Source organism: Vibrio genomosp. F10 str. ZF-129 (assembly GCF_000287055.2).
GTDB lineage: Bacteria > Pseudomonadota > Gammaproteobacteria > Enterobacterales > Vibrionaceae > Vibrio.
Genome location: NZ_AJYQ02000121.1, coordinates 26271 through 50586, shown reverse-complemented (window position 1 = coordinate 50586; position 24316 = coordinate 26271). Strand labels below are relative to the sequence as shown.

The following is a 24316-nucleotide window of genomic DNA, read 5'->3' as shown; positions in this document are numbered from 1 at the left end:
TCGGGGGTTCGAATCCCTCTTCACCGACCATATTTAGAAAGCCTGCTCATTGAGCAGGCTTTCGTCGTTTCAGGGTATGGGAAATGGGGTGAACCTAAGTGGGGTTCGCCTGATGTTCAAAATAAGCTCTTCACCGCCACATTAAAGAAAGCCGTAGCAGAAATGCTATGGCTTTTTTGCATTCTGGCTTTCTATAAAAACTCACATTTCGCTTTTTGTGTCTTCGAGAGTTTTTCAATTTCAAACCCTTTCTCTTTCAATGCTTCGATTAGGTTGTTTTTACCAAGCAGGTGAAGCGTCCCAACCACGACCAAATATCGCCCGCCTTTTAAAGCGACGCTTTTTTCTCCTGGAATTTTACCGGAGTCGAGCTTTTCTGCCCAATCAAGATTTCTGTCAGTCATCATGCGCCGCTCTAATTCTTCCGATAGCTGGCTGGCTTCTGCAAATTGCGCCATGTTATCGGCATCACCCAGTGCCCAACTCTCTACCAAGCAATTCACATCTTGTTGTGCGGATTGATATTCATCCAAGGCGGCAACGAGTAATTCTTTACCGTCATTAGGCAATGTCGCTAAGAGATCGATTTGAAACTGCAGTGACTCTAAACCAAGGATGTCTATGTCTTGAAAGATTGCGTCATAGAGTAAGACATGATCAACACCGAGCGCTGTTTTCAAACCCATTTGGTTTAGGTTACCCATTTGAATGGCGAGGGCGGCTGTCCAGGGAGACATGCTTAAAAGCGTTTCAGACGCCAGATTAAGTTCTTTAGCAATAAGGCTTAATTGCTTTTGTTGAGGTTCTGAGAGAACGGTTTCTGCCGTATGAGTGGCGATGGGATACACAATATCTGCTGTTTTACGAGTATCGGTTTCCAATATCAAGCCATCACTCGTGCGTAAAAACTCGGTAATAGAAGAAGGTAATGGATACATCTTTTCGCTACCGACATGAATTGACCCAAGAACCATCAAATCGTATGGCCCTTTTTTAGCGGACCAGTAAAGCGGCTCACTGGATGCTACCGAGCTGAATAATAGTAATGAAAAGCCGAATAAAAGGATACGCATAGTCAAACACCGAATTGGAATGAACAGAAATGATAGTCGCACACAAAAACAATTGAAACAGCGTAATGAAATCAGTTTACGTTTCATTAGGGCTGATGCGAGTCAGTGCTGCTTTTCGATTGATATGACTTATGGGTTAACCCTTGATGCGGGGCTCTGACAAATATTACGTCAGTGCTCAGTGGAAATGTGAGCTAAGTCAGATTATGTAGGTTCCCGATGTTTGATTTACTAAAGCCAGATAAAGAGAGCGTGATCAAGATCGTAATTTGCTTTCCGCAAAAAATAAAACGGATGATACATATCACATTATGTTTTTTTACATTATTTTTTATTTATATAAGTTAATGATTTGTATGTTCTTTTTATGTGGTCAAGTTCAACAAAGTGAACTGGATCACTCTATATGCTAATTTATTTTCTGGAGTGAATTAAATGGTGCAGTATTCATCTCAAGCCAGGAAGGCAATCCCTTATTAACGACTACTGATGGTGATTGAAATACCAAGTTTACAGTCGTACTAAATTTTTAAAGGCAGTTAATTATGAAAAAAATTATCGCTCTAAGCGCTCTTTCTCTTGCTTTCGCTTCAAGCGCATTCGCTGGCTCTTCTTACGTTACGGGTAACGTGCAATTCCACAGCGAGAACAAAAACCCTAATGCCACTTCTACTTTAGAAGCGGGCCACACTTTTGACAACAGCGTTGGTGGTCTAACGCTATTAACTGAGTTTGACGGGATTTCTCTTGGTAGCTATGAAGGCGAATTCAATGAAGGTGTAGGCGCTACTCCTTACATTACTTTAGGTGCTGAGCAAAGCTACGCATTTAATGACAACCTTTGGATTGCTGTTGGTTACCACCACCTACTTAACAATGGCGAAACAGTTCAAAATCGTCCTCTAGTTAAAATCGGTTACAACTTCGACAACGGTATTGCTATTAGCAACCGTACTCGTTACCACAACATTAAAGACAGCGATAACGATCAATTGCGTTTTGATAACCGTATCGGTTACACACTAGAAGATGCGCCAGTAGTATTAGCGTACAACAACGTATTCGTATCGGTTGATAACAGCGACAACACGATGGATCACGAGTTCCGCGCTACATGGACTCGCTCTGGTGTTCAACCTTACTTTGAGCTACGTAGCCAAGGTCACGGTGCTAAAAACCTAGATGGTTCTGATAAGAAAGAGAATACAGCATTCGTATTCGGTGCTTCTTACGGCTTCTAATCAAGCTTTAATGGTTTAGTTTGTCCAAACTAAAGTCTTACTAAAAGAGCCTAGCAAATCGCTAGGCTCTTTTTATTGGTGCGGTAACATTATTGATGTCGTTCAGGGCGTCTTATTTCGCTTCGTAATGGCGGTACTCAAACGTTTGACCTTCATCATTAAAAGCGTAGACGGAGTAGGCATCGCGATTCTCCCCATATTCCATGCCTGGCGAGCCCATCGGCATTCCAGGCACCGCTAGCCCTTTTGCGTTCTTTGGTGGGTTGTCGAGAAATGCTTTAATGTCTTCTGCTGGAATGTGACCTTCAAAGACATACCCGTCAATTTCAGCCGTATGGCAAGAAGCTAGTTTTGGGGTAATACCAAACTTCTCTTTGATTGGGTTCATGTTCTCGTGCAGTTCTTCTTTGACTGTAAAGCCAGCTTCTATCATGTGCTTTGTCCAATCGCCACAGCAACCGCAATATGGCGATTTGTGGTTAATCACATCGGCAGAAAGGACATTGGCAGAGAAACTACTGATCAGGGCGAGAGTAAGGATGTTGAATTTCATAATAGCCTCTATGAGTTGAATTTAGGTTTAAATAGACGTAAACGGTTAGCGTTACTGACCACAGTAATTGAAGAGAGCGCCATTGCGGCTCCTGCAACCACTGGGCTTAATAAAAAACCGAAAGCGGGAAATAAAACGCCTGCAGCTATGGGAATACCCAGCGCGTTATAAACAAATGCGCCGAATAGATTCTGTTTAATGTTGGAGACTGTTGCTCTAGACAAAGCGATGGCATTAACCACCGCTAGTGGTGAGGAATTCAATAGTGTCATTTGCGCACTTTCAATGGCGACATCACTGCCACTCCCCATAGCAATACCCATATCGGATTGCGCTAGGGCAGGAGCATCATTGACACCATCACCGACCATCGCCACTTTTTCGCCTTGTTGTTGCAATTGTAAAATGTGGTGCGATTTTTCGTCAGGAAGCACTTGGGCAATAACACGATCAATCCCCAGTTGTTTTGCGATTGCATTGGCTACCGCAGGGTTATCACCAGTTAACATGACGGTTTTAATGTGCTGTTGTTTCAGGGCATCAATCGCTTTTTTGGATTCTTCTTTAATCGAATCAGACAAAGAAATAATACCAATCAGCGTGTTATCAACAGCAATAGCGATGGACGTCCAGGCTTGAACTTCACTTTGCTGAAGAGCCGTTTGTGCGTTTTGCATATCGATATTTAGGGTTTGGAGGTAGTGAGGGGATGCGATAAGCAATGTTTTTCCGTTCACTTTGGTACTAATTCCTCTGCCTTTAAGGTTTTGAAAGTCTTCTATACCTTGTGGAACGATCTGATGCTGCTTTGAATACTGGCAAATGGATTTTGCAAGGGGATGCTCTGAGTGCTGTTCTGCACTGTAGGCATATTGCAACACTGTTTGCTCAGAGACACCAAACGAAACGACGTTTTGAACCGTTGGGCTACCCTGGGTCAGGGTTCCCGTCTTATCAAATACCACCGTGGTAATCTTGCTGGCCGTTTGTAGGACATCGGCATCTTTAATTAAAATGCCCATTTCAGCGGCTTTACCAATTCCAACCGTAACAGACAGGGGAGTAGCCAGTCCAAGTGCGCAGGGACAAGCGATAATAAGCACCGTGGTTGCAGCAATTAACATATAGCTCAGTTTTGGTTCGGGGCCATAAAGGTACCAAACCGCCATCGAAAGCATGGCAATAACCATAACCACCGGAACAAACACTGCTGAAATTTGATCGGCTAGTTTTGCAATGGCTGGCTTGCTACTTTGCGCTAAACGGACAAGCTGTATAATTCGCGCAAGCATGGTTTCAGCACCAACCCCTGTGGCTTCGATCGTCAAGCTGCCATCCTGATTTAACGTTCCTGCCGACACACGGTCAGCTTGTTGCTTGAGTGTTGGAATAGGTTCACCAGTGAGCATTGCTTCATCAATATAGGATTCACCGCTTGTCACAATGCCATCCACTGGAATTTTCTCACCAGGCCGAATTCTAAGTAGCATCCCTGTTTTTATCTCACTCACCGCAATGGTTTGGGTAACGGTGGCATCGCTATCTGATGTGATTAATGTTGCCGATTGTGGTTGCAAGTTAATCAGTGCTTGCAGGGATTGCGTTGTTTTTGCTTTGGCTTTGGCTTCTATATAGTGGCCTAACGAAATGAGACCAATGATCATGGCGGTTGCTTCAAAGTAGACATGCCGAGCATTTTCTGGGAACCAAAACGGAAAAGCGACCATGAGCATCGAGTAGAGCCATGCCGCGCCAGTGCCTAGAGCAATCAATGTATCCATCGTGGCTCGGCGATGTTTTACTGCTTTTAAGGCATTGATATAAAAAAGCCGACCTGATGTCATCATCAAGAATAAGCACACGATCCCAACCGCTCCCCAAGCGACCTGATCGGAATTGGAGCGGATCATCATATTTCCACCAAGCATTCCCCATAGCATTAATGGGCCACCTATCAATAATGCGTTGATGGCGTTTTGCTTATGGCGATTTAGCACGAGCAATCGTTGAGTTTTTTGTTTTTGTTGAGAAACCATCGGATCATTAACTACTTCAGCTTGATAGCCCGCTTTACCAATTTCGATAAGAAGCGCTTGTTCGGTACCTAAGTTAATGTTTTTTTTGTTGATTTCGACCACTGCACTTTGTTCTGCTAGGTTGATTTGAACAGCAATAACACCATCACCCCCATTTAACGCTTTTTCGACTGATGAAACGCAACTGGCGCATGTCATTCCATGAATGGATAGATGTAAACGGTGGTGTTCTGTTGGCAAAACTTCAGCTGAATTCATGACTTTCGACTGGCTGATCGCTTGATGGTCTTCTTCTGATTGAATGGTTGATAAGTTATCTGAAACAAGCTGGGCGTTATACCCCAGTGAGGCCACTAATTCTTGAACGTAAGTGTGATCGTTAATGGTGTAGACGGTCAGTAATTCTTTGGTCGCAGAGAAAAGGCCAATAGAGTCATCCTGTTCAATCAACTGGCTAAGTTTTTCGACACAGCGAGAACAACTCAGGCCTGAAAGTGTAAATTCAAAATAGTGCCCAGCGTTATAGCCTAAATTTTCGATGATCACTGCAAGTTGATGAAAAGAGGCGTCACTGCGCAGCTCGATATAGTCTTTTGAAAGGAAATCAATATTCACTGGGTACTGCTCGTTTAACGCTTTGTCTACTTTTTTTGCACAGCCCATGCAATTGAGCCCAATTAAAGGTATGGAATATTGATTCATGGTTATTTTCCTAAGGTTCTAGCATAGTAAAGAGCATAAACCTTACCTTATGGGTAAGGTCAAGGTGAGAATCAACGAAATGCCATTTAGGTATAGACGATTAAATTGCGATTGAACTGTCAGGTGAGTGTCAGATGAGCTGAGACAAATGTGAGATCTTAATCAAGATTTCAGTCGGATTAAAATAAAAAGGAAAATAAATACAAAAAACGCATGTGATTAAGATCTGGATTTTACCGTTACTGACCGTGTTTATGTGACCTTGATGAAGGTTTGGATGTGGCGGACCTAAAATACATTATTTTATGTTTGTTTAAGATTATGTTTTTATTGGTTTTATTTATTTTATCTTTATTTTTATTTGAAGTGTGTCGAATAAATAATGGCTTTATTTTTTATTGGAAAAAAAGTTTGCAATATTTGCCTCGTCCATGAAAAGCAGTGCAACGTTAGTCAGCTATTTAGTCCAGTAGTTCCCTGCGTTGCTAATAAAAATATAAATAAATTCCTAACAAATGGGAAAGGGTTAAAACAATGAAAAATGTATTCAAGAAGTCTCTCGTAGGCGCAGCAGTTATGATGGCCGCAGGTACTGCAAACGCATATATGATTGGTGATGCTAACGATGCAAACGTTGAAGTATACGGTGTGGTATCTATCTCTGCTGTTGATTACAACCAAACGAAAACAGACGGCTCACCTGATGATGGTTGGGCGTTAGAGAATGAAACTCGTATCGGTTTCCGTGCTGCTAAAGTGATGACAGACAGCGTAACAGCGTTTATGCAAGTTGAATCTGGTTGGGTTTTAGATGATGGCGCAAAACTGGGTAATCGTGACACATTTGTTGGTATGCGTGGTGATGAATGGGGTTCTGTACGTTTTGGCCGTATGCTAACGCCATTATATGAACTAGTGGATTGGCCTTACTCAGCTTCTAACCTAGGCCGAACATTCGACCGAGCATGGCGTAGCGGTGAGCGTTACCATTTTGATCGTAAGAGCCAGATGGCACGTTACGACTCTCCAATGTTTGGTGACATGGTTAAATTCAGTTTATCTGGTGGTAACGGTAGTGAGAACCATGAAGATTCAAACTTCTTCAGTGGTTCTGTATCAGTAACCCCTATTGACATGTTAACTGTACATGCGGCATACGAAACAGCAAAGGGAACCATTTTTGAAGGCGGTGAGGATGCTTACTGGAACTCAAATAACCCAGCACCAGATGGAAGTCCAACATGGGATACAGGTAAAGCGGCTTCTATTGGTGACACTGACTCAGCGTTTGTAGGTTTTGAGTTGCGCCCTATGGATAGCTTTAATGTTTTAGGTGCGTACAAAACTGGGTCTTATGATTCCACAAATAGCGGTGGCGGTTACGGATACACTGAACGTGAAATCGATGCTTATTCTATTCAAGCAAACTACTACCATGGCGCAATGAACTTCCGTGTCGGTTACGCCGATCAAACAGGTAAGACAGACAACCAAAAAGATAAAGATTTAGATGTTACATCTATCTCTGGTGAGGCAGGTTACTCGTTCAATTCTGTTTACACATTTGTTCGTCTAACTCAGCAAGATGATACCGCTTATGATAAAGATCTCATGATCCGTATCGGTACTGAATGGGTATTCTAATCCATTTCTAAACGGTATATTCTGGCGGACTTAATGTCCGCCTTTGTTGTTTCTGTAAGTTGGTAATCCTATGAAAAAACTAGCTATATTATCTCTCGCTCTTTTCAGCACGTTCTCCTATGCTAAAACCACAATCCAAACGGATTCTCGCGTGGAAATATTAGCGGTTAACCAAGAAATCAATCAGATTGCCAACAGTGGTAAAGGCGATTTGAAAATTGAAAATGGTCAAAATCAGTTATTGGTCCGAGTTACCGCAATGATTGATACCAATGGTGGGAAAGAGAAGTTTAACTCATCCCCATTAGTGGTTACATTTGACTCTGCTGATCAAACGCTATTATTGGAAACGCCATTCGCGATTCGCGATGAACGTGCGGTGAATAAATATAATCGAGCACCGAGCGTAAAAGTCACTAGCGCGGGTAAAGACGTTCCAGTCTCAACCGATGTGATCACCAATGAAACCTTCGCATTAATTAAAGACTACGATGCAATGTTAAGTAGTTACAACCAAGCAGGTGGTAAAGCTGCGATCGCTTCGACTAGCGTAGCGGCTGCATCTATCGCGAAGCCTGTCACTCTTCCTGAAATCGAATCGCCTAAGAAGCAAACGAAACCGGTAAGCAAGCCTAGTTCTCTGCAAGCTGATTTCCTGGCTATGACACCAGAACAACGCCAAGAGTTCGTATCTTGGGCGGTGAAAAATCTAAATAACTGATCGTGATGATGAGTTATTGGTAGCTTGTCGATGGCTTGAGCATTATTTAGCGAGTATTTAACGATCATTCCGATTGTAGTATTACTTATCAGTGCTAAAATAATGCGCAAATTTTAGCGCTAACGACTCGGTAAAATGTTGTTAGCGTACTAAGTCATCAAGACAATCAAGGTATTTTAAATGACGGTTAAAACTCGTTTTGCTCCTAGCCCAACTGGCTATCTTCACGTTGGTGGTGCACGTACTGCACTTTACTCTTGGCTATTCGCTAAGAACCAAGGTGGTGAATTCGTTCTACGTATCGAAGACACGGACCTTGAGCGTAACTCTCAAGAAGCGGTTGATGCAATTCTAGAAGGCATGCAATGGATGGGTATGGAATGGGATGAAGGCCCTTACTACCAATCTAAGCGTTTTGACCGTTACAACGAAATGGTTGATAAGCTACTTGCTGAAGACAAAGCATTCAAATGTTACGCGTCTAAAGATCTGCTTGATGAAATTCGTGCAGAGCAAGAAGAAAACAAAGAAATGGCTCGTTACGATGCGAACCACCCTAAAATTGTTGCAGCAAACGAAGCAGCAAAAGAAGGTGATGCATGCGTTATCCGTTTCCGTAACCCTAAAGAAGGCAGTGTAGTATTTGATGACCAAATCCGTGGTCGCATCGAAATTGCTAACAGCCAACTTGATGACCTAATCATTCGTCGTACAGACGGTGCTCCAACTTACAACTTTGTGGTTGTAGTAGATGACTGGGATATGGGTATTACACACGTTGTTCGTGGTGAAGACCACATCAACAACACACCTCGTCAAATCAACATCTACGAAGCACTAGGCGCGCCAGTTCCAACTTTCGCTCACTGTGCAATGATTCTTGGTGATGACGGTGCGAAACTTTCTAAGCGTCACGGTGCCGTTTCTGTCATGCAATACCGCGACGAAGGTTACCTACCCAATGCACTAAACAACTACCTAGTTCGTTTAGGTTGGTCTCACGGTGACCAAGAGATCTTCTCTCAAGAAGAGATGATTGAATTCTTCAGCCTGAAGGCTATCAGCAAGTCTGCATCTGCATTCAACACTGAAAAACTACTTTGGTTGAACAACCACTACATCAAGACTTCTGAGCCTGAGTACGTTGCAAAATACCTGCAATGGCACCTAGACGCACAGAAGATCGATACCACAAACGGACCAGCGATCACTGACGTGATCACGCTAGTTGGCGAGCGTTGTAATACGCTTATCGAACTTGCTGAGCAGTCTCGTTACTTCTACGAAGATTTCTCTGAGTTTGAAGCTGGCGCAGCTAAGAAGCACCTACGTGGTGTTGCTAAAGGCCCACTAGAGCTTGCTCTTGCTAAGGTTGAAGCACTTGAAGATTTCACTACTGCAAACATCAAAGATGGTGTGATTGCAGCAGTATGTGAAGAGCTAGAGATCGGCATGGGTAAAATCGGTATGCCACTTCGCGTAGCAGTAACAGGTGGCGGTCAGTCTCCTTCTGTTGATGCAGTGATGGAGCTTGTTGGTAAAGAGCGCGTAATCGCTCGCATCAAGATGGCTCTTGAGTTCATCGCTGAGCGTGAAGCTAACGCTTAATTGAGCGATTGCTAGATTCAAAAAAGGGTCAGTAACTTGGTTACTGACCCTTTTTATTTGTCTTGAGCTTCGTCGCTTAGAGCTTTGTCGATCCGAACTCTGCTGATCAGAACTGGATTCGTTATAGCTTGTCGTCAGCAATCATTTGGGTCGCTTGAGCCGCTGTTTTTTTATCGAACAAGATATCCATCATCGCTTTGATGCGTTCGATATCGTCGCCAAACTTTGATAAATTGCCGCTATTGGGCGCCTTAAATTCTACGTTGCCTACGCGCTGTTGATCTTGATAAGCTGAGATCTTGGCGTCTGCCACAAAGGTTCTGAAATCCCAACTCCAGCGAGATACGTAATCAAGCGTAATATCCTCTGGGTTATGTTCTGAACCGTCTGCAACGACTTTACATTTCACCTGATTGTTCAGGCACCAGTCGAGCATGGAATCAAGGAAAATGCTGCGTGTTTTTACATCTTCTACGATGGTGATATTTTCGACGTTATTTGCTTCAGGAAGTGCATTTCCTGAATACTTCGGGGCACTACAACCTGCGAGCAAAACGACAACAGCAACAACTAACCAGTTTTTCATTATCTATCCTAGATTTTTTTGAAGATGATTGAAGTGTTGATACCGCCAAAGGCAAAGTTATTGCTCATTAGGTATTCAACATTTAATTCACGGCCAGATCCTGTGATGTAATCAAGCTTGCCGCAGCGTTCGTCGATGTTCTCAAGGTTCAATGTTGGGCTGAACCAACCTGAATGCATCATTTCGAGGCTTAACCAAGCTTCAATCGCACCACATGCACCAAGTGTATGACCAAAGTAGCTTTTCAATGAACTGATTGGCACTTCGCCAAAAATGTTCGCCGTAGCATTACTTTCTGCAATATCGCCTTTTTCAGTGGCGGTACCGTGCGCAGAAACATAACCGATTTTTTCTGCCGGAAGTTGCGCATCTTTCAGAGCTTTTTCCATACAGATTTGCATGGTTTCCATCTGAGGTTGGGTCACATGAGCAGCATCGCAGTTGCTGGCAAAGCCGATGATCTCCGCGTAGATCTTTGCACCACGAGCCACGGCATGTTCATACTCTTCAAGAACAAGCGTGCCGGCACCTTCACCAATAACTAAGCCATCGCGCTCGCTGTCGTAAGGACTAGGGGATTTTTCTGGCGTGTCGTTTTTTAAACTGGTAGCAAAAAGGGTATCGAAAACAGCAGACTCAGTAGGGCATAGCTCTTCACCACCACCGGCAACCATTACGGTTTGGTAGCCGTGTTTGATCGCTTCATAGGCGTAACCAATCGCTTGGCTTCCTGAAGTACAGGCACTGCTGGTGGGAATCACGCGGCCGCGCAGGCCAAAGAACAATCCTACGTTTACCGCTGCGGTGTGTGGCATCATTTGCACGTAAGTTGTTGCGGTGATCGCTCGTGTCGACTTCTCGTTGAGCATTACGCCAAACGCGCCTACAGCATCAGTACTGCCGGTTGAAGAGCCGTAAGCAATGCCTGTTTCGCCATTGGTCAAAATGTCGTGGCCAATCAGCCCTGCTTGCTCTAGTGCATCTTCAGTCGCGACAGTGGCTAAGCGAGAAACCCGACCCATGCCTCGAACCTGTTTACGTTTGTAGTGTTTTGGTAATTGGAAGTCATCAATAGGCGCAGCTAGTTTAGTGTTGAGGCCATCGTATTGCTCAAAACTTGGCATATATTGAGTGGCATTTTCACACGCTTTCAGTTTTGGTTCGATGTGCTGCCAATCATTACCAAACGCGGTAACACCAGACATGCCAGTTACAACAACGCGGCGGGTCATACTAAGCCTCCATTGACTGAAATCACTTGGCGAGTTACGTAGCCTGCAATATCAGACATTAGGTAGCTGACTAGGCCTGCCACTTCTTCCGGCTCACCCATTCGGCGCAGTGGTACTTGAGGAAGCGCATGATCTTTCACATGCTCATCCACCATACCTGTATCGATCAAACCCGGAGCGACACAGTTTACTGTGATTTTACGTTTCGCTAGCTCTAAAGCCAGAGACTTAGTTGCGCCAATCACGCCGGCTTTTGCCGCCGCATAGTTGGTTTGACCGCGGTTACCCATGATGCCGGATACAGAAGCCAAAGTAACGATTCGACCGCCTTTGCGTTTCTGAACCATTGGCATCACACATGGGTGGAGTACGTTGTAGAAGCTGTCGAGGTTGGTATGAATAACGCCATCCCACTCTTCTTCTGTCATGGCTGGAAATGCCGTGTCACGAGTAATGCCCGCATTGTTCACTACACCATAGTAAGCGCCATGTTCAGCGATATCAGACTCAAGCTTTTCGCGACACTCGCCGCGGTTGCTGATATCAAATTGGATAAGACGACCTGCGCCGCCCAGTTCGATGATCGACTGCAGCGTCTCTTCTGCACCTTGCTTGTCACCCATGTAATGAACGGCGATTTCAAATCCGTCTTTCGCGAGTTGAATAGCGATCGCTTTACCAATGCCTTTACTGGCACCAGTGACTAAAACCTGACGGCTCATGATGGGCTCCTAGTTTTCATTTCTTGTAATTTTTGTTTGGTCGGCACGTAGACATTGAGTTGGCATTGAGCCACTAACTCGCCTTGGTCTTCGACTCTAGCAGTAAACACGGCCATGCCACTGTCTTCCATCAGTTGCTCGGCGTAGATGTCAAGGGTCTGACCTTGAGCAAATTCATCACACAGTGACTTGTAACGGCGAGAACCGAGTAAGAAACCGATTGGGGGAGTGGTGCCGTTTTTCAGTGCATGGTATCCAGACCATGCCGCCACAGACTGCGCCATAAACTCGATACCCACATAAGCGGGTACGGTTTGAGATTCAGCATTAAAGAACAGATTATGAGCTCCAATATCGACCTGACAGTGAATCGACAACGCCTCTACGTTGATAGCACGATCGATTAATATCATCGGATCATCGTGAGGGAGGAGTTGGTCTACAGAAGGGATATCAGTCATTTACTACACCAAAAATCAGGCTAATGTTGTTACCACCAAAAGCAAACGAGTTGCTTAAGATGTTCTTTACTTTAAGTTTCTGGGTACAGTTTACCAAATCAATCTCAATATCTTCAGCTTTATCCTGACATTTTTGTAAGGGAAGCGGTAAGTCATATTTTAAAATATGCCATGCAATTGCCGCCTCAATCGCACTTGCAGCTCCTAGAGTATGCCCGGTAAGCGGCTTGGTTGAGCTAACGGGAACCTTGTTTGCAAAAATACGATGGATGGCTTTGCTTTCCATTGAATCGTTGAGTGGCGTTGCTGTGCCATGGGCATTGATATAACCGATGTCCTCTGCTTGTAACTGTGCAGAATCTAAAGCTTTTCTCATCGCTTGCTCAGCGCCATTTCCTTCAGGGTGGGGCGCTGAAATATGGTGTGCGTCAGAGCTGTCACCACAGCCTAATAAGGCAATGTTTGACGTGTCTTGCGCTGTATTTACATCGGCTAGTTTTGTTTTGCTGAGCAACATAAATGCCGCCGCTTCGCCGATATTAATACCATCTCGGGTTGCACTAAATGGCTTACAATGTGTCGTTGAGAGTGCTTCCAGACCATGAAAACCGTTGAGTGTCAGCTTACATAAGGTATCCACACCACCGACTAACACAGCATCAGCCATGCCTGAATCTAGCAAACGTTGCGCAGTGAGGAACACACGACCACTGGATGAGCAAGCCGTTGAGACCGCGTAGCTTGGCCCGGTTAATGAGCAGTATTGGCTAACGAACTCGGAAGTGTTTCCTAGCTCTTGTTTTGAGTAGTGATAATGCTCGGGAAAAGAACCTTGGTCGAGTTTGTGTTTAAAAGCGGCTTCACCGTCCGAAATTCCCGAAGTACTGGTGCCGATAACCACTGCAATTCTATCTGCGCCAAACTGAGACTTTGCTTGCTCGATAGAGTCTTCAATTTGATTAAGAGCCGACAGCGCCAGTTGATTGTTGCGAGTGGCGTATTGCGTAAGATCTGAAGGAATCGGTGGCAGTTCACCCGCGATTTGACCAACGACAGTATGTTTACCATCGTTCAGCATATCCTTCACTTCGACCATATTTGACTCACGCTCATTAGTGAGGCAGCCATGAATGTCTGCAATCTCTGAGCCTAACGCTGAGTGGAAACCACAGTCTTGGATGTAAATAGGCATAGTGTTCAACTCTTACTTGGGTTGTCGACAATCGTTGAGTTCAACGTTTGTATGGTGATGGTGTAACCTTGGGTTAGATGCTTGAAAACAATCTCTCCAGATGTCTTTGGTTCGCCGACTTTTGCTTGGTATTCAATACGAATGATGGCTTGTTGATTGTCGTCAAAAACGGTTCTTGTTTTGTCGGTATCGACTAGGTGCCAACCTATGCTTTGTAAAGGTTGCGCCCATGCGTCTGCTGGCCATAAGGTCAGCATTAAATTAAAAAGCACCTGTTCTGGTTGCGGTAAAGTCGCGCCAAGGCCAGATAGAACTTGTGTGTCGATCACTTGATTCTGGTATTGCAGCGATAGAATACGAGTACCCCAAGAGGAGAACCCAGCTAAAACCACTTTATCCGGTGTGACTTCGACTTGAACAGGAAGCTGCTGTGTGTCGGTTTCCCACATAGCGCTAATCAGTTGACTGGCCGTGAGGGAGTACCCCAGTTCAGCTGGCAATGGTAGTGCTAGCTCGGTGTCATTGTTGATAGACACACTTGCACCAGTTGGCTGCTGAGAAACCATCGAGCAGGCACTGAGCATTACACCCACTAGTGTGACGAAGGTGATTTTTAATGTCCTGATCATCTAAAAACCTCTCGAGAAGTTGGTCTTTCTACGTTTTTGCTATTGTTGATCGCGAGTGGCGAAAGTAGCCACGCGACAAATATCCCTGTCAGAACAGTAACACCGAAGCTATGAATGGCATGAGTCTGACTTAGTGACAATAAGCCAAATGAAAGCAACGTCGTGAGACCCGATAGGGTAATCGCTAATAAGGTGCTTAGTGATTTTTTCTGCTCAGCAAAGAACAGGGTATAGTCGATACCAATCCCTAAAATTAGAATCAGTCCAAGCAGGTTAAACAGATTCAGTGTCGAGCCTAAAATGCCCGTGACCGCTAAACCTGCGACTCCGGCAATCAATGAAGGCAACAGCATTAATAGGCTTTGCTTCACACCGTAGCGCCAACCTAAAACCATCCCAATAGCGGCCAAAGCTATCAATAATAGCTCGGTGATCTTGACTCTGTATTCCGCAAAGAGAGCGGAGATTTCATCGGCTTTATTAAGGTATTTAACACCTTGTTGCTGAGCAAAGCTTGAATCGAGCCATTGAGAGAACAGTGCTGAGTTTGTAACGTCTTTGATCATGATGACTGACGCCGCTTGTCCATCGATAGGCTTTAACCAAAGTGGTCGAACAGGTTCTGACACCGGTGATTCTAAAAATCCAGATACCGTGATTGCTTCGAACTTAGGTAATTCTGGAAAGCTAGGCCAACCAAGAGTGTTCTGTAAGATATGGCTTTGCTGGCTATAAAGTTGTTCAACCAATTGATAGTTATCACGTTGTTGTTGTTTGCTTAACAATTGTTGATTGACGCTGCGATATCCTGAGATGCCTCGCTTCTCGATCAATGAATCTAATTCAGAGGTGATCAATGCCAATTTTTTCAGTAATGCTTGATTACTTTTCGCAGTCACCAACAGCATATTTTGACCACTGCCTAATCCTGAAATCTCAGTGATGGCTTGCTCTTGCTGTTTGAGCTGCTCTGGCATTGCCTGAAGTTGGCGTATATCGTCGTCGTAACGAATTTGACTGAGTGACATTATGCTAACGACAGTCACCGTTAACGGTAAGCCTATTCTGAATTTTGGCTTGCTCCATACACTCAACCAACTATGCCAAAGCTTCGCTAGGGGGAGTGGACGTTCCTGACTTGGTTTCGCCGCTAAAACGGGGTACCAACACACTACACTGGCGTAAGCTGCAATGAGTCCAATTGACGAGAACAAAGCAAGCTGTTGTAAGCCTGGGAAAGGTGCAACAAGCAAGCCTAGGTAGCCAATCAAGCTAGTAATAAGCCCCAAGCTGATCGCAATAAGGATATGTTGCAACCCTTTTTTACTTTGCCATTTACTTCCTGCCGCTAAGCGATCGGTAAGGAAGTGAAAAGAGTAATCGATGGATACGCCAATCAAGCTGGCACCGAACACCAAACTAAATAGGTGAACCTTGCCGAAGATAGCGACGGTGCTTGCAAGCGCAACCAACAACCCAGTGCTGATGGAAAGCAAGGATAAGGCAAGTGGTAGGGCACTACGAAACGTCAGCCACACCAATAAAATAACACCGGCTAATGAGCCCAAACCAATGGTACTGATTTCTGATTTCGCGCTTTCGGTGCCGTAATTTGCGTAGAACACCACACCGGTATGCTGCACTTTGACGCCAAACTGTTTTTCGACCTCGAGCTCAATTGAATCAAGATCAGGAAGTTGTTCTTGAATCGCCAAGCTATAAGGCGAGCCAGCCAGAGTTGCCGTGACCAAAATATGAGTTTGCTCATTAGATTGAGCGGTGAGGTACCCTTCTTTCAGAACAAAGTTACTTGATTGAACGCCAACAGCACTGATGTAGTCGCGAAATAGCAGAAATGGATCCATCGACAGTTCGGCTGCAGTGACGCCCGAGAAAGGATTGTACAGAGATTGGATGACATATTGAGCTCGCGAATCCGGCGAGTGTGTCAGTGTCTCTTTTTGTTGTTGGGTCAGCAGTTGAGCTCGGTGACGAAAGTAGAAATCGCTCCACTGGCTTTGGGTGCTGGCGTTGATTTTGCCTTGAACTTGCTTAAACAGAGTTGGCTGACTTGAAAAAGCTCTTTGGTTGAGAGCTTTTTCAAAAGCGTCGGTCGCAATCATGGCTTGGTCGATGTCGGGGGCGCTGATGATAAACACTACTTGCTCGCTCATCGAGCTGGATATCTGCTGAAAGGCTTGCTCTACCATTGGGTCTTGCTGGTTTTCTGGTAGTAACTTTAGAATGTTGCTTTCAATGGGTACCGACGAAGAAAAAGCGAATTGTTTGATTAACAATCCGCTAAATAGCATGACGACAACAAGCCAAACAAGGGCAAGACTAGAGTTGGAATTGTTGCGCTTCAGCATCTGATAATACTTCCGGTAGATGGCTTAACTGACTAAATTCGATCACCGTGCTGTCTCCACGAATCTCTCTCAACTCAATACGTTCAATATCATTGTGACCTTGCAGCGTAATGGCTTCAAACACCGCGTTCATCGGAGCACTTTTCGGCTTTAGAGTGAGTGTCCATCGTGTGTCTTGTGAACTTGCGTTTGCAGTTTCATCAGTGTTTGTAGTGGTTGCAGGCTCAAAGTCGAGTGAGAATTGTTCTTGGAGTTTTTGCGTATCCCCGTGGAACACCGATAAGAATATATGGCTGAAATAAAACGCCATTGGGTTTTCTTTGTCGGTGATGATTTTAGCGGGTTGATCAGCAAAACCTTGGCTCAGCTTGTTATCGGTTAGCACCAAGCTCACAGGAAAGGGGGTAGCTTGTGTCCAAAGCAAACCATTCGACTTGTCTAACAGGAAAGTACCTTGTGACGTCAAAGGCTGGGCGAACATTTCCATGTTGCGCGTTTGGGTGAATTTACCACGCACTATGTTGTTTGAGCTTAATACTGTTTGCAGATCTGAAATAGAGCCAACCGTAGCTGTACTTTCATTAGCAATAGCAAAGCTACTCACCATCATTGAGGCAAGCCCTACTAGTGCGATGCAGATGTGCTTACGTCCGCGCTTAAACAGACTCATGTTTCACCTGCTGCTGTGTGTTAGATACTTGAGATGGGTCTGATTGTTGGTCGCTTGGTTGCTGCTCAGTTGATTGGGATAAGCAGCCAAATTGATGCCAGTGCTCGACTTTATCTGTAAACACTTTCGGTGAAGCGAAGCACATCTCTTGTTCTTCAATGGTCACCGCAACCTGCATTGTGTGGGCGCGTGTCATGCGAGAACCTGTGTTGGCATCGTGAATTTCGTAGTCAACACGCAGGCGGTTTTCCCATTCAGTCAACTTAGCCGATACCTTGATCTGATGATTGAACGGTATCGCCTTAATGTACTTTACACGCGTGTCGATGATCGGCCACATGTAGCCTGAGTCCTTCATCTCATGGTAGTTGTACTCAATCTTATCCATCATGATGCGCCTTACTTCTTCAAAAAATCGGAAGTAATTACCGTGATAGATCACGCCCATCGGGTCGGCATCTTGGAATGAGGTGATAAGTGTCACCTCAGATTGTAATGGATGAAGGATTTCAGACATAAATCGCTCTCAACAATATTGCGTAAAGGGTTAGCTACTTTATGAGGTTAGCTACTCTATGAGTAAAGTGACCAGTGCTGACTTTGAATACGAGCAATGAAGTGGCGTAGATCGCCTTCAAGTGGTCGATCTTCTACGATAAATTCAAACTCTTTAAGCACTTCGTCGCGAATGTACTTTAGGTTTTCACTCATGTGGTGCTCATCAAGCTCATTGTGGCGCTTACGAAGTTCAAGTGCTTGTGTACCCGCCAGAAGAGATGCTGCCGCAACTTGTTCAGTCAGTTCAAGAACACGTAGACAATCACGAGCTGCGATGGTGCCCATGCTGACTTTGTCTTGGTTGTGGCACTCTGTTGAACGAGAGAACACGCTTGCTGGCATGGTGTGTTTCAATGCTTCTGCTGTCCAAGCTGAAACGCCAATCTGCACCGCCTTGAAGCCGTGGTTGATTGGCTTACGTTCGCCTTCAGCACCGGTTAGGTTAAATGGCAGACCGTTATTGAACTTGTAGTCCATTAGCTGTGCCATTTGGCGATCAAGTAGGTCTGCAAGGTTGGCTACCGCTGTTTTTAGGGTATCCATTGCCATTGCGATATGGCCACCGTAGAAGTGTCCACCGTGCAGTACGCGCTCATTGTCGCCATCGATAATTGGGTTATCGTTAGCGCTGTTCAGCTCGTTCTCAATCATTTGGCGTAGCCAAGGTAGAGAGTCTTGAACCACACCAATAACATGTGGAGCACAACGCAGTGAATAACGATCTTGTAGGCGATCACTGTTGCGTGGCGGGCGATCGGCTTGCAGGTCATCGCGTAGCCATGCAGCAACTTGTTGTTGACCCGGATGAGGTTTCACTGCGAACAAGGCTTCATCGAAGTGGAAATCGTTACCTTGCATACCCACAGATACCATAGCAGTGATTTTAGTTGATAGCTGCGCTAGATATTCCGCACGTTTGTAGGCGATACAAGCCAAAGCCGTCATTACTGACGTGCCATTCATCAATGCTAAGCCTTCTTTTGGCTTAAGCTTGATAGGGTTAACCCCTAGCTCTTTGTAAACGTCACTAGTAGGGCGAACTTCACCTTTGTAGATAACATCGCGCTCACCAATCAGTGCTGCCGCTAAGTAAGACAGCGGCGTTAAATCGCCACTGGCACCAACCGATCCTTCTTGAGGAATACGCGGTGAGATGTCTTGGTTAATCAAAGTAACGATCTGGTTGAGCAAATCATGAGTCACACCAGAGACACCTTGTGACAATGAACAAAGGCGCGTTGCTAATACTGCACGAGATTGTTCGTGAGACAGTATTTCGCCTAAACCACAGCCATGAAAGCGTGTTAGATGCAGTGGCAATTCATCAACAAGGTTTGGTGGAATTGCTACGGTACATGAATCTCCGTAACCCGTTGTCACACCATAGATCACGCCTTCTTCTTTCAATAGGCGATCTAAGAAAGCGACACCACGGTCGATCTTAGATGTGAAGGCTTCACTTGAGTTCATCGAGGCTTTTGCGCCTTGTGATATAGCGACAACATCCTCAATCGTGAGGCGTTCGGCACCAAAGGTGATGCTATTTGGATTCTTTTTCGTCATGGTGCTTGCTCAATGTCCAAAAATTAAAAAAGTTGTACCACTGAAGCGGTGCTTTCAGTGTGTAGTGCTCAAGTCGGCCTGCGTATTTTTGCACGACTTGCTGTAAAGATTGTTCGCGAGTTTTTCTGGGTAGTTCTATCTTGTCGCTAAAATTCTCGAAATAGACATTAAAATGCGGCTTAGATTGTGAATCATCACGTAGCCCAAATAATAGAAATACTGGCGCTTTGAGAACAGAGGCTAACATAAATGGTCCTTGAGGGAAGGGCGCTTCCTTACCCAAGAACTCTGCCCATACTGAACGGCTCTCTTTGCTGGTGGAAGTTCTATCGCCAACAATCACAATCCACTCGCCTTGCTCTAGTTTCTGTTGCAACAAGATAGCGGTATCAGGTCCCATTGACGTTACCTGAATCAGGTTTAAATCAGACTGCGGGTTAACCGCTTTCATCACCGAATTGAAACGCTCGGCGTGCTCGGTGAAAACCAGTGCATTGATTTTGATATTTGAGTGTCTGCGACCTAAAGCGCGGCACAATTCGATATTGCCAAGATGAGAACCCAGAATCAGCACACCTTGTTGGTTTGCCACCATGCTCTCAAATTGTTCTTGACCATGAATGCTCAGGTTATCGACCGAAAAATCCCCTTTCCATGCAGCCAACTTGTCTAGCATGGTATGGCCAAACGAGAGCAGATGGTTATAACTGGTTAATTCCGCTGGTAACTCAATATTCTGTTGTTCAGCGTATGCCTTAAGCTGAAATAGGTACTGTTCTGAGGCGTTTCGTGCACGTTTGCCCGTTAGATGGTAGTAACGCATCACACCGCGTAAAATCAGATTAAATACGCCTCGGCCTAACAAGGTATAAACGGCCAATAACAGTTTGATTCCCAGCACAGTGCCGCGTTCTTGAGTACGTGACCAATGGGGTTGTTCTGAACCTATCTGTTCGGAATTTACCTGTCTTGAATCTGCCGAGGAATCTTGGCTATTTTCAGCCGATAACTTCTTCGCTGAATCCGACTTGAAATGACGCGCGATCAGTTTTGGTGCTCTTGGCAGCATGCCGAAGAACAGTCGCGTGTGCATCCAACTGATTTTTACGTTGTCCCACAGTGCATCGAAATGAGAGGTACCATTCTCTGGGTAGATAACACCCGTTTCAACGAAGTCGATATCGCAGCCTTCCCAATACAGGCGAACCAGAATCTCGATATCAAAGTCCATTCTCGAACCGACATCGTATTTATTCAGTACGGTTTGCGTCTTATCGATTGGATACGCTCTAAAGCCACACATGCTGTCTTTAATCGAGAGAGATAGGGTTTCTATCCATACCCAGATATGTGTCGCGTAGCGTCCGTAGAGCCTTGCCTTAGGCACGCTCTCGTCATAGACCGGCTGACCCGAGATAAGGTGCTGGGGCTTAGTTTGTGAAGCTTGGATTAATGCGGGTAGGGCGTCTAGGTCGTGTTGCCCATCAGCATCAATTTGAATAGCGTGGCTAAAACCGAGATCTTGCGCTCGCTTGATCCCCGCTTTTACTGCGCCACCTTTGCCTTGGTTCTGCTCAAGTGTCACGAGAGTTACGTTTGGATTATCAGCAAGGGGAGTCAAAAACTGTTTGGTCGCGAGTTCACTGCCATCATCAACAATAATGATCGGAAGTTTGAAATTAAGAAGTGATGAGACCACCGAGGGCATGGTTGCGCCGTGGTTAAAGCATGGAATTAGGAAGCAAGCCTTGTAGTTGCTTTCTTCAAGTGCGTGTTGAAAAACAGCCTCAGCGCTATTCACTTTTCTCTCCCAGCTTCATTTTGCCTGAAGAGTGAGTCTGTTCGCCATTGTTCGACGTGTAACTAAAGCTCAATTTATCTTTGTCAGTATCCCACTTGAGTGACAGCTGAATGGTCGAATCAGGTAGGATCGGCTCTTGGAACTTGATGACTTCCATGCCTTTAAAGAAACCAGGGACACCGAGCTCTTGAACTGCGTAGTGAAGTGCCCAATCAATCTGTGTAACGCCAGGAAGAATAGGAAAGCTCTTGAAGTGCCCCTTAAAATCGGTGATGTCTCCAGTAATATGGAGTGCCAGGGTCGATTCTTTCTCTGCAGTGTCAACATTAATGACGTTTGGTTTTCTCTTATCCATAGCGCTTGCTTAGAATCCTTGGGCTGAAAATGGGGTTCTGACAAAAATATAAAAAGATAATCTCAGTGTAAAATACGATCAGCGGTTTCTATGATTTTATTAGCTGTTCGATGTGAGACGTTAATCGCTTACCTTGGCTGTTGAGTGGGATCTCATCAACAATACGATACTTTCTTGGGATAGCGATCGGTTCTAACCACTTTCTAAGTTCTGAACGCAGCATCAACCAGAATTTACCTTTACTCATGATGGCGAGAATTGCTTGGCCTTCCTCTGATAATACTAAAACTGAAGCTAAGATTAAGCGTTCCGGCTCTTCGAATGGAATCACCACGCATTCGGTTATCCAAGGTAGTTGCTCTAATCGTTTTTCCACTTCTACCAGTGATACTCGTTTCTCTTCTATCTTGATCACTCGGTCGGTTCGGCCTTTTAATATGAATTGACTCTCCGAGACCATTTCGCACTCATCAGCGGTTTGATACCAATTGTTTTTATCGATGTACGGCGACAATAACTTAATGCAATTCTCACTGTTGAGACTAGCCTCAATGCAGTCAAAAAGCTGCCAAGGTGTTTTCGCGCTCTCTTGCTGACGAAATGCGATGCCTCCGGTTTCAGTGCTGCCAAAAACCTCGATAGGTAAATAGCCGAGCAACTTCCGCGATTGGTGAGCGGACTCAGTAGGCAACGGACCACCAGAAGAGAATATTGCAGCAAGTCGTGCGCTATTGATTTCGTGCTTTAATCGTTTGAGGAGAGCAGGGCTGCTGATCAGCACACAGTTTTTATTGGCGTGAGACAAGATCTGTTCTGGGTACTCAAGGTTGTTTTGAGCAAATGGAACACCAGAGCATAGAGGCCATAAGATTCGAAATAACAGACCATAGATATGTTGGTGCGAGACCGTGCTGTGAACTTGTTTTCCCTTCAGCATTCCGCCCCAGTTCTTATTTAACTGCGCCGTCTCAATGTCTAGGTGTTCTAATGTTTTATTGATTGCCTTGGGTGTGCCGCTTGAACCTGAAGTAAACAGGGTCAATTGGATGGCTGCCAAATCAATGGTCGCAAGATTGTCGATTAGAGGTTGTTTTGGCTCCGTGCTTGAGTCCAATAAGTTTAGGATATTGCGAACGTCACTAACCTCAACTTCACCAATCGAGTTATCAACTAACAGGTAGTCAAAATGTTTATTTAACTCGGCAAGCGCACAAGGTTGATAGTTACCGGGCAAGATGATGTGTTTTTGGCTGACGGCACATGCCAAAAAGGCCACCGAAAATAGGTAGCTGTCTTGGGTACAAATCGCAACTCGTTGAAAAGGGGATGAAGATAAAAGGTGCACGAGTTGAGATAAGTCGGCGTTAAATGTTTGCCACGTAATCTCGCTATTGTCGTCAAAGCAGACAATAGAATCTGGCGATCTTTTCTGGCTGAGAAGCTCAGATAAAGAAGTGTAAGAGACGGTTTGGGTCATAACAATTTAACTCTGACGAATGCGCTGTCTAACTACCCACTCACCCACAAAGAGTAACCCGGCAAACAAATAGCTGAGTAGGCCATTGTATAGGGTCCAGATTTCAAGCGGTTGGAAGCAAGTGTAAAGCGCGATTGAGCCATTAATAATGAAGAACAGACACCAAACCTTGGTGACTTTTCGTGTGTAATCAACGCCACTTTGCGGAAGTTCAGGCTCTTGGAGTCGAGCAAGACGTTCGATAATGGTTTGCGGTTGCCATAGGCTTGAAGCGAACACAACCAGCATACAAACGTTAACGATGACGGGATAATACGTTAACCAGCCATGCTGTTTGAAGGCTAATCCTAGTGCCAGCAGAACAATTCCGGCACTTCCACTGATCCAAGCTAGGTGTTTTAGTTCTTTGATTTTAGCCTGACCGCCGGTGAAAATACGGACAGCAAAGATAGCGGCCAAGGCGATACCAACGGTTTGTAGGCCAAACTTGTTGAGTCCAAAGTAAACCGCTATTGGATAAGTGAAAAGTATGATTGCCGACAGTAAAGTCAGCAGAGGACGCATTATGCGTCCTTCAATAGTTCAGCCACAGACTCGACAACGTCATTAACGGTGCGTACTGCTTTGAACTCTTCAGGTTTGATCTTCTTACCTGTCACGTTCTGTAGGTGAACGACCAAATCAACCGCATCAATGCTGTCTAGGTCTAGGTCGAGATAAAGGTGAGCTTCAGGAGTGATATCTTCAGCATCAAGCTCGAACAGCTCAATAAGCGCATCTTTAACCTGGTTGTATACTTCTTGGTGGTTAGCTTGTGTCATAAAGATCTGTCTAGTTATTCGTTTGAGATGAGATGTAGTTCGCTAGATTTTCAACGGATGCAAAGTGCTGGCGAGTGTTTGAATCGTCGGCATCGATAACAATGTTGTATTTTTTCTTGATAGCAAGACCAAGCTCAAGGGCGTCGATAGAATCTAGTCCAAGTCCATCGCCAAATAGTGGAGCCTCTGTTTCAATTTCATCAATGTTCATATCTTCAAGGTTCAGTGCGTCGATGATCAGTTGTTTTAATTCGTTGTGTAATGTTTCCACTTTGGCCTACTTAGTGCTTTATCTGAAATAC

24 protein-coding genes are annotated in these 24316 nt (G+C 44.9%); 5 read left to right on the top strand and 19 right to left on the bottom strand.

The window, feature by feature from the left end; all coding sequences use genetic code 11:
- Nucleotides 1-191: 191 nt before the first annotated feature.
- Entirely contained in the window at nt 192-1073 is an 882-nt protein-coding gene (locus A1QO_RS16135) for a TraB/GumN family protein (protein ID WP_017041519.1), read from the bottom strand.
- A gap of 19 nt (nt 1074-1092) precedes the next feature.
- Here A1QO_RS16135 and A1QO_RS20465 point away from each other — a divergent pair, with 19 nt between their 5' ends.
- Both A1QO_RS20465 and A1QO_RS16130 read left to right on the top strand, forming a co-directional pair.
- Nucleotides 1093-1233, top strand: coding sequence for a hypothetical protein (locus A1QO_RS20465; RefSeq protein WP_017035102.1), 141 nt, complete (start codon nt 1093-1095; stop codon nt 1231-1233).
- Nucleotides 1234-1618: 385 nt separating this feature from the next.
- The gene (locus tag A1QO_RS16130) at nt 1619-2314 is read left to right on the top strand and encodes an oligogalacturonate-specific porin KdgM family protein (RefSeq protein ID WP_017035103.1); all 696 of its coding nucleotides are present in this window, start codon (nt 1619-1621) and stop codon (nt 2312-2314) included.
- 112 nt (nt 2315-2426) lie between these two features.
- Here the strand turns inward: A1QO_RS16130 and A1QO_RS16125 are convergent, their stop codons facing one another.
- Together A1QO_RS16125 and A1QO_RS16120 are read right to left on the bottom strand one after the other, a co-directional pair.
- The gene (locus A1QO_RS16125) at nt 2427-2867 is read right to left on the bottom strand and encodes a DUF411 domain-containing protein (RefSeq protein ID WP_017041518.1); all 441 of its coding nucleotides are present in this window, start codon (nt 2865-2867) and stop codon (nt 2427-2429) included.
- Between the two features lie 8 nt (nt 2868-2875).
- Nucleotides 2876-5605: a heavy metal translocating P-type ATPase gene (locus A1QO_RS16120; protein ID WP_017041517.1), complete on the bottom strand. Its 2730-nt coding sequence runs from the start codon at nt 5603-5605 to the stop codon at nt 2876-2878.
- 534 nt (nt 5606-6139) lie between these two features.
- On the opposite strand from A1QO_RS16120, the gene A1QO_RS16115 reads away from it, so the two are divergent.
- From A1QO_RS16115 to gltX, 3 genes are all read left to right on the top strand, one after another.
- Nucleotides 6140-7249, top strand: coding sequence for a porin (locus tag A1QO_RS16115; protein WP_017040447.1), 1110 nt, complete (start codon nt 6140-6142; stop codon nt 7247-7249).
- A gap of 70 nt (nt 7250-7319) precedes the next feature.
- Nucleotides 7320-7970 (top strand): YccT family protein, encoded by a 651-nt coding sequence (locus tag A1QO_RS16110; RefSeq protein WP_017038035.1) that lies wholly within the window; start codon nt 7320-7322, stop codon nt 7968-7970.
- Nucleotides 7971-8150: 180 nt separating this feature from the next.
- Complete coding sequence (gltX, locus tag A1QO_RS16105; protein ID WP_017035108.1) at nt 8151-9578, top strand: glutamate--tRNA ligase; 1428 nt, start codon at nt 8151-8153, stop codon at nt 9576-9578.
- A gap of 121 nt (nt 9579-9699) precedes the next feature.
- Here the strand turns inward: gltX and A1QO_RS16100 are convergent, their stop codons facing one another.
- From A1QO_RS16100 to A1QO_RS16025, 16 genes are all read right to left on the bottom strand, one after another.
- The gene (locus A1QO_RS16100; RefSeq protein ID WP_017040446.1) at nt 9700-10164 is read right to left on the bottom strand and encodes an Sbal_3080 family lipoprotein; all 465 of its coding nucleotides are present in this window, start codon (nt 10162-10164) and stop codon (nt 9700-9702) included.
- Nucleotides 10165-10172: 8 nt separating this feature from the next.
- Nucleotides 10173-11396, bottom strand: a complete 1224-nt coding sequence (locus tag A1QO_RS16095) for a beta-ketoacyl-ACP synthase (protein ID WP_017040445.1) — start codon at nt 11394-11396, stop codon at nt 10173-10175.
- Nucleotides 11393-12118 carry a 3-ketoacyl-ACP reductase FabG2 gene (locus A1QO_RS16090; RefSeq protein ID WP_017040444.1) on the bottom strand — a complete coding sequence of 242 codons (726 nt, stop codon included), beginning with the start codon at nt 12116-12118 and terminating at the stop codon, nt 11393-11395. Before A1QO_RS16090 ends, A1QO_RS16095 begins: the two co-directional genes overlap by 4 nt.
- Entirely contained in the window at nt 12115-12579 is a 465-nt protein-coding gene (locus A1QO_RS16085) for a hotdog family protein (RefSeq protein WP_017041516.1), read from the bottom strand. Before A1QO_RS16085 ends, A1QO_RS16090 begins: the two co-directional genes overlap by 4 nt.
- Nucleotides 12572-13771 (bottom strand): beta-ketoacyl-[acyl-carrier-protein] synthase family protein, encoded by a 1200-nt coding sequence (locus A1QO_RS16080; RefSeq protein ID WP_017040442.1) that lies wholly within the window; start codon nt 13769-13771, stop codon nt 12572-12574. Before A1QO_RS16080 ends, A1QO_RS16085 begins: the two co-directional genes overlap by 8 nt.
- Nucleotides 13772-13776: 5 nt before the next feature.
- Entirely contained in the window at nt 13777-14400 is a 624-nt protein-coding gene (locus A1QO_RS16075; RefSeq protein ID WP_017040441.1) for a DUF3261 domain-containing protein, read from the bottom strand.
- Nucleotides 14397-16769, bottom strand: coding sequence for an MMPL family transporter (locus A1QO_RS16070; protein WP_017040440.1), 2373 nt, complete (start codon nt 16767-16769; stop codon nt 14397-14399). Before A1QO_RS16070 ends, A1QO_RS16075 begins: the two co-directional genes overlap by 4 nt.
- Nucleotides 16741-17439: a LolA family protein gene (locus tag A1QO_RS16065; RefSeq protein WP_017040439.1), complete on the bottom strand. Its 699-nt coding sequence runs from the start codon at nt 17437-17439 to the stop codon at nt 16741-16743. The genes A1QO_RS16070 and A1QO_RS16065 overlap by 29 nt, the downstream gene beginning before the upstream one ends.
- A complete protein-coding gene (locus A1QO_RS16060; RefSeq protein WP_017040438.1) occupies nt 17426-17956 on the bottom strand; it encodes an acyl-CoA thioesterase in 531 nt (176 codons plus the stop codon). The genes A1QO_RS16065 and A1QO_RS16060 overlap by 14 nt, the downstream gene beginning before the upstream one ends.
- A 56-nt stretch (nt 17957-18012) precedes the next feature.
- Entirely contained in the window at nt 18013-19560 is a 1548-nt protein-coding gene (locus A1QO_RS16055) for an HAL/PAL/TAL family ammonia-lyase (RefSeq protein ID WP_017040437.1), read from the bottom strand.
- Entirely contained in the window at nt 19538-21361 is a 1824-nt protein-coding gene (locus A1QO_RS16050; RefSeq protein WP_017040436.1) for a glycosyltransferase family 2 protein, read from the bottom strand. Before A1QO_RS16050 ends, A1QO_RS16055 begins: the two co-directional genes overlap by 23 nt.
- Nucleotides 21354-21716 carry a 3-hydroxyacyl-ACP dehydratase gene (locus tag A1QO_RS16045; protein WP_017040435.1) on the bottom strand — a complete coding sequence of 121 codons (363 nt, stop codon included), beginning with the start codon at nt 21714-21716 and terminating at the stop codon, nt 21354-21356. The genes A1QO_RS16050 and A1QO_RS16045 overlap by 8 nt, the downstream gene beginning before the upstream one ends.
- Nucleotides 21717-21804: 88 nt before the next feature.
- Nucleotides 21805-23193: an AMP-binding protein gene (locus A1QO_RS16040; protein ID WP_017041515.1), complete on the bottom strand. Its 1389-nt coding sequence runs from the start codon at nt 23191-23193 to the stop codon at nt 21805-21807.
- Between the two features lie 6 nt (nt 23194-23199).
- On the bottom strand, nt 23200-23757 hold the full coding sequence (locus A1QO_RS16035; protein ID WP_017040433.1) for a septation protein IspZ: 558 nt from the start codon (nt 23755-23757) through the stop codon (nt 23200-23202).
- On the bottom strand, nt 23757-24014 hold the full coding sequence (locus tag A1QO_RS16030; protein WP_017040432.1) for an acyl carrier protein: 258 nt from the start codon (nt 24012-24014) through the stop codon (nt 23757-23759). Before A1QO_RS16030 ends, A1QO_RS16035 begins: the two co-directional genes overlap by 1 nt.
- 10 nt (nt 24015-24024) lie before the next feature.
- The gene (locus tag A1QO_RS16025) at nt 24025-24285 is read right to left on the bottom strand and encodes a phosphopantetheine-binding protein (protein WP_017040431.1); all 261 of its coding nucleotides are present in this window, start codon (nt 24283-24285) and stop codon (nt 24025-24027) included.
- Nucleotides 24286-24316 lie beyond the last annotated feature (31 nt).